The 16,765-nt window shown below is 72.3% G+C and carries 12 protein-coding genes; 7 read left to right on the top strand and 5 right to left on the bottom strand.

The genetic code is table 11. The features are described 5' to 3' along the window. The first annotated feature begins 65 nt into the window (after positions 1-65). Positions 66-3,083 (top strand): bifunctional [glutamine synthetase] adenylyltransferase/[glutamine synthetase]-adenylyl-L-tyrosine phosphorylase, encoded by a 3,018-nt coding sequence (locus tag IF88_RS0126175; RefSeq protein WP_030717343.1) that lies wholly within the window; start codon positions 66-68, stop codon positions 3,081-3,083. Between the two features lie 39 nt (positions 3,084-3,122). On the opposite strand, the gene IF88_RS0126170 is transcribed toward IF88_RS0126175, so the two are convergent. Then, positions 3,123-3,887: a CAP domain-containing protein gene (locus tag IF88_RS0126170; RefSeq protein ID WP_030717341.1), complete on the bottom strand. Its 765-nt coding sequence runs from the start codon at positions 3,885-3,887 to the stop codon at positions 3,123-3,125. A gap of 411 nt (positions 3,888-4,298) precedes the next feature. Beyond that, on the bottom strand, positions 4,299-4,691 hold the full coding sequence (merB, locus tag IF88_RS0126165) for an organomercurial lyase (protein WP_030717340.1): 393 nt from the start codon (positions 4,689-4,691) through the stop codon (positions 4,299-4,301). Between the two features lie 296 nt (positions 4,692-4,987). Here merB and IF88_RS0126160 point away from each other — a divergent pair, with 296 nt between their 5' ends. Beyond that, positions 4,988-6,223: a hypothetical protein gene (locus IF88_RS0126160; RefSeq protein ID WP_158754577.1), complete on the top strand. Its 1,236-nt coding sequence runs from the start codon at positions 4,988-4,990 to the stop codon at positions 6,221-6,223. A gap of 18 nt (positions 6,224-6,241) precedes the next feature. On the opposite strand, the gene IF88_RS0126155 is transcribed toward IF88_RS0126160, so the two are convergent. The 3 genes from IF88_RS0126155 to IF88_RS48270 all read right to left on the bottom strand — a co-directional run bounded on the left by IF88_RS0126155 (position 6,242) and on the right by IF88_RS48270 (position 10,592). Further along, the gene (locus IF88_RS0126155; protein WP_037807079.1) at positions 6,242-7,132 is read right to left on the bottom strand and encodes a phosphatase PAP2 family protein; all 891 of its coding nucleotides are present in this window, start codon (positions 7,130-7,132) and stop codon (positions 6,242-6,244) included. Positions 7,133-7,206: 74 nt separating this feature from the next. After that, positions 7,207-8,247: a LacI family DNA-binding transcriptional regulator gene (locus tag IF88_RS0126150; protein ID WP_030717335.1), complete on the bottom strand. Its 1,041-nt coding sequence runs from the start codon at positions 8,245-8,247 to the stop codon at positions 7,207-7,209. A 26-nt stretch (positions 8,248-8,273) separates the two neighbouring features. Next, positions 8,274-10,592 (bottom strand): alpha-amylase family glycosyl hydrolase, encoded by a 2,319-nt coding sequence (locus tag IF88_RS48270; protein ID WP_234323704.1) that lies wholly within the window; start codon positions 10,590-10,592, stop codon positions 8,274-8,276. Between the two features lie 222 nt (positions 10,593-10,814). On the opposite strand from IF88_RS48270, the gene IF88_RS0126140 reads away from it, so the two are divergent. Genes IF88_RS0126140 through IF88_RS0126120 form a run of 5 tightly spaced genes read left to right on the top strand, consistent with a single transcriptional unit; the run spans position 10,815 to position 16,713 of the window. Continuing rightward, positions 10,815-12,086 carry an extracellular solute-binding protein gene (locus tag IF88_RS0126140; protein WP_030717330.1) on the top strand — a complete coding sequence of 424 codons (1,272 nt, stop codon included), beginning with the start codon at positions 10,815-10,817 and terminating at the stop codon, positions 12,084-12,086. A gap of 7 nt (positions 12,087-12,093) precedes the next feature. Continuing rightward, on the top strand, positions 12,094-13,134 hold the full coding sequence (locus IF88_RS0126135) for a carbohydrate ABC transporter permease (protein ID WP_030717328.1): 1,041 nt from the start codon (positions 12,094-12,096) through the stop codon (positions 13,132-13,134). 2 nt (positions 13,135-13,136) lie between these two features. Beyond that, on the top strand, positions 13,137-13,979 hold the full coding sequence (locus tag IF88_RS0126130; RefSeq protein WP_030717325.1) for a sugar ABC transporter permease: 843 nt from the start codon (positions 13,137-13,139) through the stop codon (positions 13,977-13,979). Between the two features lie 47 nt (positions 13,980-14,026). After that, complete coding sequence (locus IF88_RS0126125) at positions 14,027-15,715, top strand: glycoside hydrolase family 13 protein (RefSeq protein ID WP_030717321.1); 1,689 nt, start codon at positions 14,027-14,029, stop codon at positions 15,713-15,715. Next, positions 15,712-16,713, top strand: coding sequence for a LacI family DNA-binding transcriptional regulator (locus IF88_RS0126120; protein WP_234323703.1), 1,002 nt, complete (start codon positions 15,712-15,714; stop codon positions 16,711-16,713). Before IF88_RS0126125 ends, IF88_RS0126120 begins: the two co-directional genes overlap by 4 nt. The last annotated feature ends 52 nt before the right edge of the window (positions 16,714-16,765 follow it).

Below are 16,765 nucleotides of genomic sequence, written 5' to 3'. Positions count from 1 at the left end.
GCTCCGGCTACGCTCACCCCAGGCACGCCAGGGCAGTGGCAGCGACAACCGCGGGAGGCGGCGGGATGACAGTCCCGGGACGCAGGAGCAGCACCTTCATCCGGCTGCTCCGCAGCGGTTTCACCGACCCCTCCGCCGCCGCCCGGCTGCTCGACGCCGACGCGCTGGCGGCCGTACGCGCCGATCCGGTGCTGCTCGACGCCCTCGGGGCGACCGCCGACCCCGACCTCGCCCTCCTCGGGCTCGTACGCCTCGCCGAGGCGCAGCCGCCCGACGAGCTGTCCGGGTTCCTCGACACCCTCGTCAGCGCCAAACCGCTGCGCGACCGCCTCCTCGGCGTCCTCGGCGCCTCCGAGGCCCTCGGCGACCACCTCGCCCGCCACCCCCGCGACTGGCTCACCCTCGTCACCTACGAGGCCGCCGACCTGCACCCCGGACTCCCCGAGTTCGAACGCGGCCTCGCTGACGCCCACGACCCCGTCGACCTGCGCGTCGCCTACCGCCGCTGCCTGCTCTCGATCGCCGCCCGCGACGTCTGCGGGACCATCGACGTCGCCCAGACCGCCGCCGAGCTCGCCGACCTCGCCACCGCCACCCTCCGCGCGGCCCTGCGGATCGCCTCCGCCGCCGCCCCCGAGGACGCGGCGCAGTGCCGACTCGCCGTCATCGCGATGGGCAAGTGCGGCGGCAACGAGCTCAACTACGTCTCCGACGTCGACGTGATCTTCGTCGGGGAGGCGGCAGTGGGGTCTCCCCACGGCGGAGCCGTAGGGGACGGCACGGACGAGGGCAAGGGCATCCAGGCCGCCACCCGCCTGGCCTCCCACCTCATGCGGATCTGCTCCGAGACCACCGTCGAGGGCACCATCTGGCCCGTCGACGCCAACCTCCGCCCCGAGGGCCGCAACGGCCCGCTGGTCCGCACCCTCGCCTCCCACCTCGCCTACTACCAGCGCTGGGCCAAGACCTGGGAGTTCCAGGCCCTCCTCAAGGCCCGTGCCGTGGCCGGCGACCCCGACCTCGGCCGGCAGTACATCGACGCCATAACGCCCCTGGTCTGGCAGGCCGCCGAGCGCGAGAACTTCGTACCCGACGTGCAGAAGATGCGCCGCCGCGTCGTCGACAACATCCCCGCCGCCCAGGTCGACCGCGAGCTCAAACTCGGCCCCGGCGGCCTGCGCGACGTCGAGTTCGCCGTCCAGCTGCTCCAGCTCGTGCACGGCCGCAGCGACGCCACCCTGCACTCCGGCACCACCCTCGACGCCCTCCACGCCCTCGCCGCCGGCGGCTACGTCGGCCGCGCCGACGCCGCCCAGCTGCACGACGCGTACCGCTTCCTGCGCGCCATGGAGCACCGCATCCAGCTCTACCGGCTGCGCCGCACCCACCTCGTCCCCGAGGACGAGAGCGACCTGCGGCGCCTGGGCCGCTCCATGGGCCTGCGCACCGAGCCCGTCGCCGAACTCAACAAGGCCTGGCGCCGGCACGCATCCGTCGTCCGCCGCCTGCACGAGAAGCTCTTCTACCGGCCGCTGCTCGACGCCGTCGCCCAGCTCACCCCCGGCGAGACCCGGCTCTCCCCGCGCGCCGCCGGCCAGCGCCTCGAAGCCCTCGGGTACGCCGACCCGGCCGCCGCCCTGCGCCACCTCGAAGCGCTCTCCTCCGGCGTCACCCGCAAGGCCGCCATCCAGCGCACCCTGCTGCCGGTGCTGCTCGGCTGGTTCGCCGACTCCGCCGATCCGGACGCCGGCCTGCTGGGCTTCCGCAAGGTCTCCGACGCCCTCGGCAAGACCCCCTGGTACCTGCGGCTGCTGCGCGACGAGGGCGCCGCCGCCGAGAACCTCGCCCGCGTCCTGTCCGCCGGCCGCCTCGCCCCCGACCTGCTGATGCGCGCCCCCGAGGCCGTCGCCCTGCTCGGCGACCCCGAAGGCCTGCAGCCCCGTACCCACGAGGCCCTCGAACAGGAGGTCATGGCCGCCGTCGGCCGCGCCGACACCGCCGAGGCCGCCGTCGCCGCCGCCCGCGGCGTGCGCCGCCGCGAGCTCTTCCGTACGACCGCGGCCGACATCATCGGCTCCTACGGTACGGAGGACAATCCGGCCGAGGAGGACCACGGCGCCCTCGTCGACCGGGTCGGCGGCGCCGTCTCCGACCTCACCGCCGCCACCATCGCCGGAGCCCTGCGCGCCGCCGTCCACAGCCACTACGGCGACACCCTGCCCACCCGGTTCGCGGTGATCGGCGTCGGCCGCTTCGGCGGGCACGAGCTCGGCTACGGCTCCGACGCCGACGTCCTCTTCGTCCACGAACCCCGCGAGGGGGTCGACGAACAGGAGGCCGCGAAGGCCGCCCAGACCGTGATCGCCGAGATGCGCCGGCTGCTCCAGCTGCCCACCGCCGACCCGCCGCTGCTCATCGACGCCGACCTGCGCCCCGAGGGCCGCTCCGGCCCGCTCGTGCGCACGCTCTCCTCCTACGCCGCCTACTACCGGCGCTGGTCCCTCACGTGGGAGAGCCAGGCCCTGCTGCGCGCCGAGCCCGTCGCGGGCGACGCCGACCTCGGCGGCCGCTTCATCGAGCTCATCGACCCGCTCCGCTACCCGATGGAAGGCCTCGGCGAGGACGCCGTACGCGAGATCCGCCGGCTCAAGGCCCGCATGGAGTCGGAGCGGATGCCGCGCGGCGCCGACTCCACCCTGCACACCAAACTCGGCCGCGGCGGCCTCAGCGACGTCGAGTGGACCGTCCAGCTGATCCAGATGCGGCACGCCTGGGCCGAACCGGGCCTGCGCACCACCCGTACCCGCCAGGCCCTCGCCGCCGCCCACGCGGCCGGACTGATCCCGACCGACGAGGCGCAGATCCTCGACGAGGCCTGGGTGCTGGCCACCCGGGTCCGCAACGCCGTGATGCTGGTCCGCGGCCGCGCCGGGGACACCTTTCCGTCGGAGGCCCGCGAACTCGCCGCGGTCGGCCGCTACCTCGGATACGCCGAAGGCACGGTCGGGGAGATGCTGGACGACTACCGTCGCATCACCCGCCGTGCCCGGGCGGTGGTCGAGGAACTGTTCTACGGGGGCTGAGTCTCGGGGACCGTGCCTCCCGGTTCCCCGGCGGGCGCGTCAGCGCGCGGTGCCGAAGTCCTGGGTCCAGTAGTGGTTCGGCTGAGCCAGGCCGATGCCGATCTCCTCGAAGGAGCAGTTCAGGATGTTCGCCCGGTGGCCGGGGCTGTTCATCCAGCCCTCCATGACCTTCTCGGGCGTGCTGTAGCCGTAGGCGACGTTCTCGCCGTACGAACTCCACGTGTATCCGGCGCGGGTGATACGGGCACCCGGGTCGGAGCCGTCGGAACCGGTGTGGGACATGTTGCCGTGGGCGGCCATGTCCGCGCTGTGGTCCTGCGCGGCCTTCGTGAGCTTCGCGTTGAGGGTGAGGTTCGGGCACCCGGCGGCGGCGCGCTCCTGGTTGACGAGCGCGAGGACCGCGGCGGCGGAACCGGAGGCCGGCGGGGCGGCCGGGGCCGAGGTCTTCGGGGGCTCGGGCGCCTGCGGCTTCTTGGTGGCGGCCGGCTTCGTCGACTGCGGCTGCGGCTGCTGCGCGGGCGGTGAGGTCTGTACGACCGGCTGCGCGGGCGCCGCGGGCGTGCTCGGCTCGGCCGCCGGGGGGCCGCTCGGCGCCGTCGGGACGTCCACGGGGGCCAGGGTGCTCGGGGTGGCCGACGGCGTGTAGTGCCACGGACGCTGGCCCTGGTGGCTCGCCGCGCGGGTGCGGCCGCTGTCGTCCGTGTCGAAGCAGGCCATGGCGGCGGTGGGAACACCCACGATTCCCAGGGCGCCGACGGCGATGACTATTTTCCGGTACGGCTTCTTCTTCCGATGCTTCTGCATGCGTGACCTCATTCGGTGATCGCGAAGCTTCCGGCGCCGGAACTGCGGGACGCCGGAATAGCCGCCATTCTTAGAAGGCCGCCAATGGCCTGGCAAGTTTCCGCTTCGCGTTCACGCGGGGCATTCGACACCCGGCTTGAAACGGGCCGATGATCGTGCATGGTCACGATCAGGTCACTTGTACAACCATGTGATGTGTCTTCAGGAAAGCCCGTGACCAGGGAAGTCGGCGACGAGTCCGGCGGTAGCGCGGATTCCGTTCCTGCCGGAGAGGGGAATGTCTAATCCAAAACGGACAAATATCGAAATGTCGATCGCGCGGCACGCCCAGAAAGGACTCCGGAGCCGAGGTTCGCGCCGTGACGCATATCACGCAACCACGCGCCGGATCGTGGCGTCACGGGCGCGGAGTCAGGGGCGGGGAGTCGGGGGCACGGTGAAGAGCGCACGAAGAGCGTGCCCATTTCCCGCGGCCCCATTCGGAGGAATTGCCAGCAGGTCGGAAAAGATCGGCCAGGCGCTTGCCGATGTCCCAGGCCTCGTCGACCGAGCAGCGGCCAGATCACCGTCGCGTTCCACGACCGCCTCGGCGAGGTCCGCGGTGGCATGGAAGTTCACGCGGTCGCAGAAGACTTCGCGAATACCGGCCCCGGTCGCCGGAGCGGGGGTGACCGCCGCGGTGGAAGGACTCAGGTCGTGCACTCCGCCGGGGGTGACGGTGAGCGTGATCGGCTCGCCGGTGGCGGCGCAGCGCGGCACGTCCATGGCGCACCAGCCGTGCACCTGCTGCCCCTGCAGCTGCACGGAGTGGGGACGCCGGTCGTCGAGGGAGACGCCCGCCCAGGCCGATGACGCGGCCCCGGTCGTCGGTCTTTCTGGAGGCTGAGCGGCTCGTATCTCGCCGGAGGACCGCGCGGTGACACGGCCGATGCGGCTCCCGCCTCATCCCTTCGGGCCCGGGCCGCCGACCAGGCGGTGTAGCGCCGCCCGGTAGTCTCGGCGCGACGCGGCCGGGAGAGGTGCGGCGGGTTCGACTCCGTTGCGGGCGCGGACCGTTCGCCCTCCTGCACGAGAGACGGCAAGTGGGTTCCGTGGACGACATGCACAGCGAACAGGCGCAGCGGGAAGAGCAGCTGAGCACCTGGCACCAGCGCCCGGCCACCGCTCTCGCCGCCGACGCCTCCGCCGCCGAAACCGTGTTGCGCCGGCGGCGGCCGGATCCGTCGTGCTGGGACGCCGTCGTCGACGCGGTCTGTTCCCGGAAGTCGAGCTACGACGACGACCACGCGTTGGTCCAGGCGGGCCCGGCCGTCAGCCGGCATGCCGACCGGATCGCCGCGTCCTTGCGTCAACAGCAGGGGTTCTCCGGGACCGCCGTCGGCCACCGCGTGCAGGTGCTGGCACTCGCCCTCGCCGGGACGGGCGACCTGCGGGCGTTGCCGGCCCTGCGCCGCCTCGCGGAGCACGGCGGGCTTGCGTACAGCCGCCCGGAGGCCCGCGTCATGACCGCGCTGCCCGCGGCCGAGCTGGTCGAGGTCCTGCTGGTCAAGATGCGGTGCGACGCGGACGGCTACCACGGGAACACCACCGCCCTCGACCTCCTCGCGCTCTGCGGCGCGGCCGCCGCACCCGCCGTGACCGAGGTGGCGCGGCGCCTGGACACGCCGTACGCCTACGACGCCATGCGCGTCCTCGGTGGCATCGGGCCCGCCGCGGCCGGTACCACGGACCGGCTGGCCGCGTACGCGACCGGGCGGGATCCCCGTACGAGCCGCCACCACCCTCGACGCGCCGCCTGGGCGCACTGGAAGGTCACCGGGGACCCGGCACTCGCCCTCGACGTGTGCGGTGCGGCCGTGACATCGGGGAGCGGCAGCAATGGACTGCCCTTCCTCGCCGATCTCGGCCCGCTGGCCGCCGCGCACGCGGACACGGTGTACGGCCTGATGGAGTCGCCCGGCGGGTGGACCCGGGTCGCCGCCGCGCACGCGTACTGGCGGATCACCGGCGATCCGGAGCCTGCCGTACCGGTGCTGCTGGCGGAGGTGGATCCGGACTGGACGGGCCGGCCCGCCCTGCCGGTGCAGGAGGCCGTGTGCCGTCTCGGGGAGATCGGCGCCCCGGCCGCCGCCGCAGCGCCCTCGCTGCGCCGGGTCCTGGCCTCGGAGGAACGCCTCTGCCACCCCTACGTGAGCACGCGCATCATCATCGACACGGCTTACACCCGCACCCTCACCGAGGCCTTGGAGCGGATCGCTCCGGGCGCGGCCGACCCCGGAGCGGAGATCGAGCCGGCCGGCAGGCAGGTGCGGCTGCGGGGGCTGCGCGGCTGGTGACCCGGACCGGGCCGGTCCTCAGGCGCGGGTCCGGAAGCGGTTCAGCAGTTCGGCCGCGGGGTGCGGACCCGCGTGCTGCGGGTGGCGCGGCAGGCGGTGGGGCATCGAGCCGTACCAGGACCGCGAGACGGTGTAGCCGAAGGCGAGGCAGAGCATGCCGCCCACGGCGTCGAGCCAGAAGTGGTTGGCGGTGGCCACGATGACGACGAGGGTCGCCGTCGGGTAGAGCAGGCCCAGGACGCGGGCCCAGGGCGCCGAGGCGACCGCGAAGATCGTCAGCCCGCACCAGAGCGACCACCCTATGTGCATGGACGGCATCGCAGCGTACTGGTTCGACATCTGCTTGAGGTTCCCGGAGGCCATGGAGCCCCAGGTGTGGTGGACCAGCACGGTGTCGACGAAGTTCTGTCCGTTCATCAGCCGGGGCGGCGCGAGCGGATAGAAGTAGTAGCCGACGAGGGCCACACCGGTGGTGGCGAAGAGGACCAGGCGCGTGGCGGCGTACCGCCCCGGATGGAAACGGTAGATCCACGCCAGCACACCGATGGTCACGACGAAGTGGAGCGTGGCGTAGTAATAGTTCATGCCCACGATCAGCCACGTCACGGAGTTGATCGCGTGGTTGACCGACTGCTCGACGGCGATGCCGAGGTTCCGCTCGACGCCCCAGATCCAGTCGGCGTTCGCGAGGGCGGCCGTCTTCTGTTCGGGCACCGCGTTGCGGATCAGCGAGTACGTCCAGTAGCTGACCGCGATGAGCAGGACCTCGAACCAGATCCGAGGTCGGCGGGGGGCGCGCAGCCGGGAGAACAGGGCGCGGTCGGAACCCGGGCGGGTCTCCGTCTCGACCACGGTGGGTGAGGAGACATCCGTCCGGGTTTCCAGTGTCTTCACGCTCGATTCACCCATGGGGAGAGAGTCTGCCAGATGCGTTCCCGCCTCCGATCATCCCTCGGGACGGTCTTCGGCGCAGCCGGTCCGCCTCAGGTACGAGACGCCGCGCGACGCTGCCCCGGGCCGGAGGCGGTGGAGCCGCGCACCACCAGCTCGGGCAGGAACACGAACTCGCTGTGCGGGGCCGGCGTCCCGCCGATCTCCTCCAGCAGGGTCCGTACCGCGGCCTGCCCCATCGCCTGCACGGGCTGGCGGATGGTGGTCAGCGGCGGGTCCGTGAACGCTATGAGCGGGGAGTCGTCGAAGCCGACCACCGACACGTCCTGCGGCACCCGCAGCCCCTGCTGGCGGGCGGCCCGGATCGCGCCGAGCGCCATCATGTCGCTCGCGCACACCACCGCGGTGCAGCCCCGCGAGATCAGCGCGGCCGCGGCGGCCTGGCCGCCCTCCAGGGTGTAGAGGGAGTGCTGGATCAGCTCCTCGACCTCGGCCTCGTCGAGTCCGAGCCGCTCCTTCATCCCGAGCCGGAAGCCCTCGATCTTGCGGAGGACGGGCACGAAGCGCTTCGGTCCGACCGCGAGGCCGATCCGGGTGTGGCCGAGCGCGGTGAGGTGGGTGACGGCGAGCTGCATCGCGGCCCGGTCGTCGGGGGAGACGAAGGGGGCCTGCACCTTGTCGGAGAACCCGTTGATGAGGACGTACGGGACGCCCTGCCCGCGGAGTTGGTCGTAGCGGCCCATGTCGGCGGTGGTGTCGGCGTGGAGACCGGAGACGAAGATGATCCCGGAGACCCCGCGGTCGACCAGCATCTCGGTCAGCTCGTCCTCGGTGGACCCGCCGGGCGTCTGCGTGGCCAGCACCGGCGTGTACCCCTGCCGGGTCAGGGCCTGGCCGATGACCTGGGCGAGCGCCGGGAAGATGGGGTTGTCCAGCTCGGGAGTTATCAGACCGACGAGGCCCGCGCTGCGCTGGCGCAGGCGTACGGGACGTTCGTAGCCGAGCACGTCGAGGGCGGCCAGCACGGATTCACGGGTGCCGGCGGCCACACCGGGCTTGCCGTTGAGCACGCGGCTGACTGTGGCTTCGCTGACCCCCGCCTGGGCTGCGATGTCGGCTAGCCGTGCGGTCACGGGATTGGACTGTACCGGGCGGACCCTCAAATTGCCCACCACGTGCACGAATCCGGCGGAAGGCGGACGGTGCGGCCGTCCGTCTCCACGGGAGCGCTGGAAAGTACGGGGCGTCCGGGCGCGGGAAGTTCGACCGGGTCGGGGCGGCTGTTGAGGGTGCAGGCGAAACCGGGGCGGGTGAAGAGGAGCACCCCCTCGGGCGCGGGCAGCCAGCACATCCCGGAGCGGTACGGGGCTTCGGCGGCGGCACCGGTGCCCGCCTCCGGGGCGCCGAGGCCGGGCATCGCGCGGCGCAGCTCCAGCGCGGCGCGGTAGAGCTCGAGCGTGGAGTGGGGGTCGCCGGTCTGGGCGGCGACGGTCAGCCCGCCCCAGCCGGCCGGCTGCGGGAGCCAGCTCCCGGTCGGCCCGAAGCCGTACGGCGGCTCCGCCCCGCACCACGGAATCGGCACCCGACACCCGTCACGCAACCCCTCCTGCCCTGCGGCCTCCGGCCCGGTCTGCGGATGGGCCCCTGCCCCGGAACCCGCTCCGGCCTGCGGCCCGCCGGCGGGTACGGCGTGTGCCGTCCCCGGCCCGGCCTGTCCGTCGGCCTCCGGCCAGGTTCCCCGTCGGGCCTCCGGCCCGGAACCCGCTCCGGCCTGCGGCCCGCCGGCGGGTTCGGCGTGTGCCGTCCCCGGCCCGGCCTGCCCGTCGTCCTCCGACCGGGCCTCCACTCCGGGCTGCGCCCAGGACCCCACGCCGGCCTGGGGCCTGGCATCCGCGCCGGGCTGCGGCCTTGAATCCGGCACGGCCTGGGCTCGGGCCTGCGGCCCGGCGCCTGCTCCGGCCTGGGCGCCGGGGGCGGGCTGCGGCCGCGGGACGGGGGCGGATACCGCCGCGGTCCGGCTCGTGGCCGCTTGCGCGGAAGCGGTGGGGCCCGGCCCGGCGGGAGCTGCGGAGGCCGCCCCCGGCCCCGCGCCGGCCTCGGCCTGGGAGGGGACCCCCGGCCCGGTCTGGCCGTCGGGCTCCGCCCGGGTGCCGGCGGGCGGGCCGGCGGGGGCTTCGGGAGCCGTCCGGGTGCCGGCGGGCGGGCCGGCGGGGGCTTCGGGAGCCGTCCGGGTGCCGGCGGGCGGGTCGGTGGGGGCGGTGGGGGGCCGGCGGCGGCGGCCGCGGCGGAAGGCCGGGTCGCGGCGGGATTCGTCCGGCAGGTCGAGGACCTCGGGGAGGCCCAGTTCCTCGCCCTGGTAGAGGTAGGCCGAGCCCGGGAGGGCCAGCATCAGGAGGGCGGCGGCCCGGGCGCGGGCGAGGCCGCGGGCGCCGCCCCCGTACCGGGTCACATGGCGTACGACGTCGTGGTTGGACAGCACCCACGTCGTCGGGGCGCCGACGGAGGTGGTGGCGGCCAGGGACTCGTCGATGACGGTGCGCATCGCGGCGGGGTCCCACGGACAGTTGAGGAACCGGAAGTTGAAGGCCTGGTGCAACTCGTCCGGGCGGACGTACAGCGCGAGGCGCTCGGAGGTGGGGGCCCAGGCCTCGGCGACGCCGATGCGGTCGCCCTCGTAGGAGTCCAGGAGCCGGCGCCACCCGCGGTGGATCTCGTGGACCCCGTCCTGGTCGAAGAAGGGGAGCGGCTCGGTCCCGATCAGGGTGGCCTGGGCGCCGCGGCCGATGTCCGGCAGGCCCGGGGCCTTGACCATGCCGTGGGCCACGTCGATGCGGAAGCCGTCGACGCCCACGTCGAGCCAGAACCGCAGCACGGAGGCGAATTCGGCGGCGACCTCCGGATGGTCCCAGTCCAGGTCCGGCTGCTCGGGGGCGAAGAGGTGCAGGTACCACGCGCCGTCCGCGACCCGCGTCCACGCCGGGCCGCCGAAGATCGACTCCCAGTCGTTCGGAGGCTTCGAGCCGTCGGCCCCCCGCCCCGCGCGGAAGAGGTAGCGCGCCCGGGCCTCCGTGTCCCCGGCGAGGGCGGCCCGGAACCACGGGTGCTGCGCGGAGGTGTGGTTCGGCACCACGTCCACGATGACCCGCAGCCCCAGCGCGTGCGCCGCGCGGACGAGCTCATCGGCGTCGGAGAGGTCCCCGAAGAGGGGGTCGACGGCCCGGTAGTCGGCGACGTCGTAGCCGCCGTCCGCCTGCGGGGAGACGTAGAAGGGGGTGAGCCACACGGCGTCGACCCCGAGGCGGGCGAGGTGGGGGAGGCGCGAGCGGACCCCGCGCAGGTCGCCGACCCCGTCGCCGTCGCTGTCGGCGAAGGAGCGCACGTACACCTGATAGATGACTGCATCGCGCCACCAGCCACCGCTCGCGGTCGCGTTGCTGGAAGAGCTTGCAAGCTGGACGGCCGTCGACTCGTGGGTCATATCGGGGTCAACGCGGGTACAGGCCCCCTGGTTGCGGGCCCGGGCGGTCGAAGGTGGCTCGAACTAACAGCAAGCTGCGGCAACCGTCCGGACACACGGATGTAACGATCGCCTCCGCTTGCAGAAAGTTTGCGCAAGGTCTTTCGGTCCTCTTTCAGTCTTGTTACGTTCCTGGCAACTCGGGACCGCGAGGGCGCGGCCGGGATCATCGAAGGAGTTCATATGCGGCGTGGCATAGCGGCCACCGCGCTGGTCGCGACCCTGGCGCTCGCGGCGACGGCTTGCGGCGGTGACACCAAGGACGACGGTGAGGTCAAGGCCGGCGGCGAGCTTTCCGGCACGGTCACCTGGTGGGACACCTCGAACGACGCCGAGAAGGCCAGCTTCCAGAAGATCGCCGAGGCGTTCACCGCGAAGCACCCGAAGGTGACCGTCAAGTACGTCAACGTCCCGTACGGCGACGCGCAGAACAAGGTCAAGAACGCCTTCAGCAGCGGCTCCGACGCGCCTGACGTGATCCGCGCCGACGTCGGCTGGGTCGCCGACTTCGCCTCGCTCGGCTACCTCGACGAGGTCCCGGCCGAGACGGCGAAGAAGGTCGACGCCGAGTTCCTGCCGCAGGCCGCGGCCAGCGGCAAGTTCGAGGGCAAGACCTACGCCGTGCCGCAGGTCATCGACACCCTCGGCCTCTTCTACAACAAGAAGATGCTCGCCGACGCCGGCGTCCAGCCCCCCAAGACGCTGGAGGAGCTGAAGACCACCGCCGCCGCCGTCAAGGCGAAGAGCGGCAAGGCCGGCCTCTACCTGCGCGGCGACGACTCCTACTGGTTCCTCCCGCTGATCTACGGCGAGGGCGGCGACCTCGTCGACGCGAAGAACAAGGCGGTCACCGTCGACAACGCGGCGGGCGTCAAGGCCTTCAAGACCGCTCGTGACCTGGTCACCTCCGGCGCGGCGATCACCAACGCCACGGACGGCTACACCAACATGCAGACGGCCTTCAAGTCCGGCGAGGCCGCCATGATGATCAACGGTCCGTGGGCCGTCGCCGACACCTACGCCGGTGACCAGTTCAAGGACAAGGCCAACCTCGGCGTCGCCGCCGTCCCGGCCGGCTCCGTCAAGGCCGGTGCCCCGCAGGGCGGCCACGACCTCGGCGTCTACGCCGGTTCCAAGAACCGCGCCGCCGCGCACGCCTTCGTCGAGTACATGACCTCGCAGGAGGTCCAGGTGCAGTCCGCCAAGGACCTGAGCCTGCTGCCGACCCGTACCGCCGCCTACGAGCAGCCGGACGTCAAGAGCAGCGAGATGGTCCAGTTCTTCAAGCCGGCCGTGGACAAGGCCGTCGAGCGCGCCTGGATCCCGGAGAACGGCTCCCTCTTCGAGCCGCTGAAGGTCGAGTACACCAAGGCGATCACCGGGGCGTCGAGCCCGGAGGACGCGGCCAAGTCGGCCGGCGTCGAGTTCCGCAAGATCCTCAAGGGCTGGAAGTAACGAAACCATGGCTGCTCACACCAGCCAGTCGGTGGCGAAGGCCGCGGGCGATGGAGTCGGAGACGACACCGCCGCCCGCGGCCGGAGCCGCTGGACTGACAGCAAGGCCCCCGGTGGGACCAAGGGCGGGCTGAGGCGCGCCCTCGCCACCCACTGGTACGCCTGGACGATGATCGCCCCGGTGGTGCTCGTCCTCGGCGTGATCATCGGCTGGCCGCTGGTCCGCGGCATCTACCTGTCGCTGACCGATGCCAACGAGCGCAACGTCTCGCGCACCATCGGCGCCCGCCACATCGAGGCCACGTACGAGTTCGTCGGACTCGACAACTACGTGGACGTGCTCAGCGACCCGGTGTTCCTGCAGCGGCTGGTGTGGACGGTGGTGTGGACCGTCGCGTGCGTGTCGATCACCTTCACGCTCGGCCTGGTCCTGGCCAACATGCTCAACCGGGAGTTCCGGGGCCGCGCCGCCTACCGGATGGCGCTGATCCTGCCCTGGGCCGTCCCCGGCTTCGTCTCCGTCTTCGCCTGGCGGTTCCTCTTCAACCGCGACAACGGCATCCTCAACAAGATCCTCGACGGTGGCGGCATCGCCGCGGTCCCGTGGCTCGACGACCCGACCTGGGCCAAGTTCTCGGTCGTCGCCGTCAACGTCTGGCTCGGCGTCCCCTTCATGATGGTCGCCCTGCTCGGCGGACTGCAGTCCATCCCCGGTGAGCTGTACGAGGCCGCCGAGATGGACGGCGCGAGCCCCTGGCAGCGGTTCCGGCACATCACCCTGCCCGGCCTGCGCGCGGTGAGCATGACGGTGATCCTGCTCTCCACCATCTGGACCTTCAACATGTTCCCGGTGATCTTCCTGCTCACCCGGGGCGGACCGGGCGACTCCACCGAGATCCTGGTGACCCAGGCCTTCCGCGAGGCGTTCGTGTCGAGCCCGCGCGACTTCGCCGGCTCCGCCACGTGGGGCGTACTGATCCTCGCCTTGCTCATGATCTTCGCGCTGGTCTACCGGCGCTCGCTGCGCAAGCAGGGAGAGGTGTGGTGACCATGACCAACGCTCGTACCCGGGGCAGCCGCTCCCCGCTCGCCTCCGCAGGCCTGCACCTCACCCTGCTCGGCGCGTCCGTCATCGCCGTGTTCCCGGTGCTGTGGATCCTGCTGACCTCGCTCAAGCCCGCCGAGCACGCGGTCACCACGGACTTCATCAAGGAACCGTCCTTCGGCAACTACACGTACCTGCTGGAGTCGAGCCACTTCCTCAGCTGGTTCGGGAACTCCGTCCTGGTCGCCGGCGTCACCACCGTCCTCGGTGTGTTCATCGCCGCCACCACCGGATACGCGGTCAGCCGCTTCAAGTTCCCCGGCATGAAGCCGCTCATGTGGACCCTGCTCATCACGCAGATGTTCCCCATGGCCATCCTCATCGTGCCGCTCTACAACCTGATGGGCGACCTCGGCCTGCTCAACCAGCCGATCGGTCTGATCATCACGTACCTCACCATCGCCGTGCCGTTCTGCGCCTGGATGATGAAGGGCTTCTTCGACACCATCCCGGTGGAGATCGACGAATCCGGCCGGGTCGACGGGCTCAACCCCTTCGGCACCTTCTGGCGGCTGATCCTGCCGCTGGCCAAGCCCGGTCTCGCCGTCACCGGCTTCTACGCCTTCATCACCGCCTGGGGCGAAGTCGCGTACGCCTCCGCCTTCATGGTCGGCGAGGAGAACCTCACCCTGGCCGGCGGCCTGCAGACCTTCGTCACCCAGTACACCTCCAACTGGGGTGCGATGAGCGCCGCCTCGGTCCTCATCGCCATCCCCGCGGCGATTTTCTTCGTATTCGCTCAGCGCCACCTCGTCGCCGGGATGACCGCAGGCGCCACCAAGGGCTGACCACCCGCCTGCTCCCGCATCACCGGCCCGACCTCTCCAAGGACGACATGACCCAGCACCTCGCCGACGCACGTCCCACCTCCACCGGCACCCTGCCCGGCTGGTGGAGAGACGCGGTGATCTACCAGGTCTATCCGCGCAGCTTCGCCGACTCCAACGGGGACGGCATGGGGGACCTCGAAGGCGTCCGCAGCCGCCTGCCCTACCTCAAGGAGCTGGGGGTCGACGCCGTCTGGCTCAGCCCCTTCTACGCCTCCCCGCAGGCCGACGCCGGCTACGACGTCGCCGACTACCGGGCCATCGACCCGATGTTCGGCACCCTGCACGACGCCGACGCCGTGATCCGCGAGGCCCACGAACTGGGCCTGCGCATCATCGTCGACCTCGTCCCGAACCACTGCTCCGACCAGCACGAGTGGTTCAAGCAGGCGCTGCGCGAAGGTTCCGGGTCCCGGCTGCGGGAGCGCTTCCACTTCCGTCCCGGCAAGGGCGAGAACGGCGAGCTGCCGCCCAACGACTGGGAGTCGATCTTCGGTGGCCCCGCCTGGACCCGGGTCGCGGCGCCGGCAGGCGATGGGGGCACCTCCCAGCCGGAGGCTGGGGGAGAGTGGTACCTGCACCTCTTCGCACCCGAGCAGCCCGACTTCAACTGGGAGCACCCGGCCGTCCAGGACGAGTTCCGCTCGATCCTGCGCTTCTGGCTCGACCTCGGCGCCGACGGCTTCCGCGTCGACGTGGCCCACGGCCTGGTCAAGGCGCCCGGCCTGCCCGACCTCGGTGCCAAGGACCAGCTCAAGCTGCTCGGCAACGACGTCATGCCCTTCTTCGACCAGGACGGCGTCCACGAGATATACCGCTCCTGGCGCCGGATCCTCGACGAGTACGAGGGCGACCGCGTCCTGGTCGCCGAGGCATGGACCCCGACCGTCGAGCGCACGGCCCGCTACGTCCGCCCCGACGAGATGCAGCAGGCGTTCAACTTCCAGTACCTGACCAGCGACTGGGAGGCGACGGCGCTCCGCGAGGTCATCGACGGCTCGCTGGCCGCGATGCGCCCCGTCGGCGCCCCCACCACCTGGGTGCTGTCCAACCACGACGTCACCCGGCACGCCACCCGCTTCGCCAACCCCGCCGGCCTCGGCACCCAGCTGCGCGAGCCCGGCGACCGCGAGCTCGGTCTGCGGCGGGCCCGCGCGGCGACCCTGCTGATGCTGGCGCTGCCCGGTTCGGCGTACGTCTACCAGGGCGAGGAGCTCGGCCTGCCCGACGTCACCGACCTGCCGGACGAGGTCCGCCAGGACCCGTCATTCTTCCGCGCGGCGGGGCAGGACGGCTTCCGCGACGGCTGCCGGGTCCCCATCCCGTGGTCGGGTACGCAGGCCCCGTACGGCTTCGGCACCGGCGGCAGCTGGCTCCCGCAGCCGGACTCCTGGGCGGAGCTGAGCGTGGAGGCCCAGACCGGCGACCCGTCCTCCACCCTGGAGTTGTACCGGGCCGCCCTGCGGCTGCGCCGTGAGCGCCCGGACCTGGGCGCGGGCGACTCGGTGGACTGGCAGGAGGCCCCCGCCGGCGTCCTGGTCTTCCGCCGCGGGGACTTCCTCTGCACCGCCAACACCACCGGCACGGCGGTACGGTTCCCCGTCGCCGGCGAGGCCCTGCTGTCCAGCGGCGCCACGGTCGAGGACGGCGTGCTGCCGGCCGACACCACGGTGTGGTGGCAGGTGACGTCGGGGTGACCTCCCCCCTCCGGCTGACGGACATCGCCGCGCAGGCCCAGGTCAGCGAGGCGACGGTCAGCCGCGTGCTCAACGGCAAGGCGGGCGTCGCGGCCGGCACCCGGCACAAGGTGCTGGCCGCGCTCGACCTGCTCGGCTACGAGCGGCCCGTACGGCTCAAGCGGCGCAGCAACGGCCTGGTCGGGCTGCTGATCCCGGAGCTCACCAATCCGATCTTCCCGGCCTTCGCGCAGGTCATAGAGCAGGCGCTGGCCGGGCACGGGTACACGCCGGTGCTGTGCACGCAGACGCCGGGCGGGGCCACCGAGGACGAACTGGTGGAACAGCTGGAGGCGCGCGGGGTCACGGGGATGGTCTTCCTGTCGGGCTTGCACGCGGACTCCCACGCGGACCCGTCCCGCTACCAGCGGCTCGCCGCGCGCGGGGTCCCCTTCGTGCTGATCAACGGCTTCAACGAGCAGATCAGCGCGCCCTTCGTCTCCCCCGACGACCGGGCGGCCGCCGACATCGCGGTGCGCCACCTGGAGGACCTGGGCCACCGGAGGATCGGCCTGGCGATCGGCCCGACCCGGTACGTGCCGTCGGCGCGCAAGGAGCAGGGGTTCCTCGCCGCCGTGCCGGACGCGGAGGCGAAAGGCCTGATCCAGCGCACCCTGTTCACGGTGGAGGGTGGCCACGCGGCGGGCATGGCCCTGCTGGACCGCGGCTGCACGGGCATCGTGTGCGGCAGCGACCCGATGGCGCTGGGCGTCATCCGCGCGGCGCGCGAGCGCGGGCTGCGGGTGCCGCAGGACGTGTCGGTGGTCGGCTTCGACGACTCCCCGCTGATCGCGTTCACGGACCCGCCGCTGACGACGGTCCGCCAGCCGGTGCGCGCGATGGCGACGGCCGCGGTGGGCGCCCTCCTGGAGGCGGTCTCGGGCACGCCGGTCCAGCGCACGGAGTACGTCTTCCAGCCGGAGCTGGTGGTCCGGGGCTCGACGGCCCAGGCCCCGTAGCCCTCCCGGGCGGGGCGGTGCGGGCCTGTTCCGCCCCGCCCGGGCAGGTCCT

Source organism: Streptomyces sp. NRRL F-2580 (assembly GCF_000720115.1).
Lineage (GTDB): Bacteria > Actinomycetota > Actinomycetes > Streptomycetales > Streptomycetaceae > Streptomyces.
This window is presented reverse-complemented; position numbering and strand designations above follow the sequence as displayed.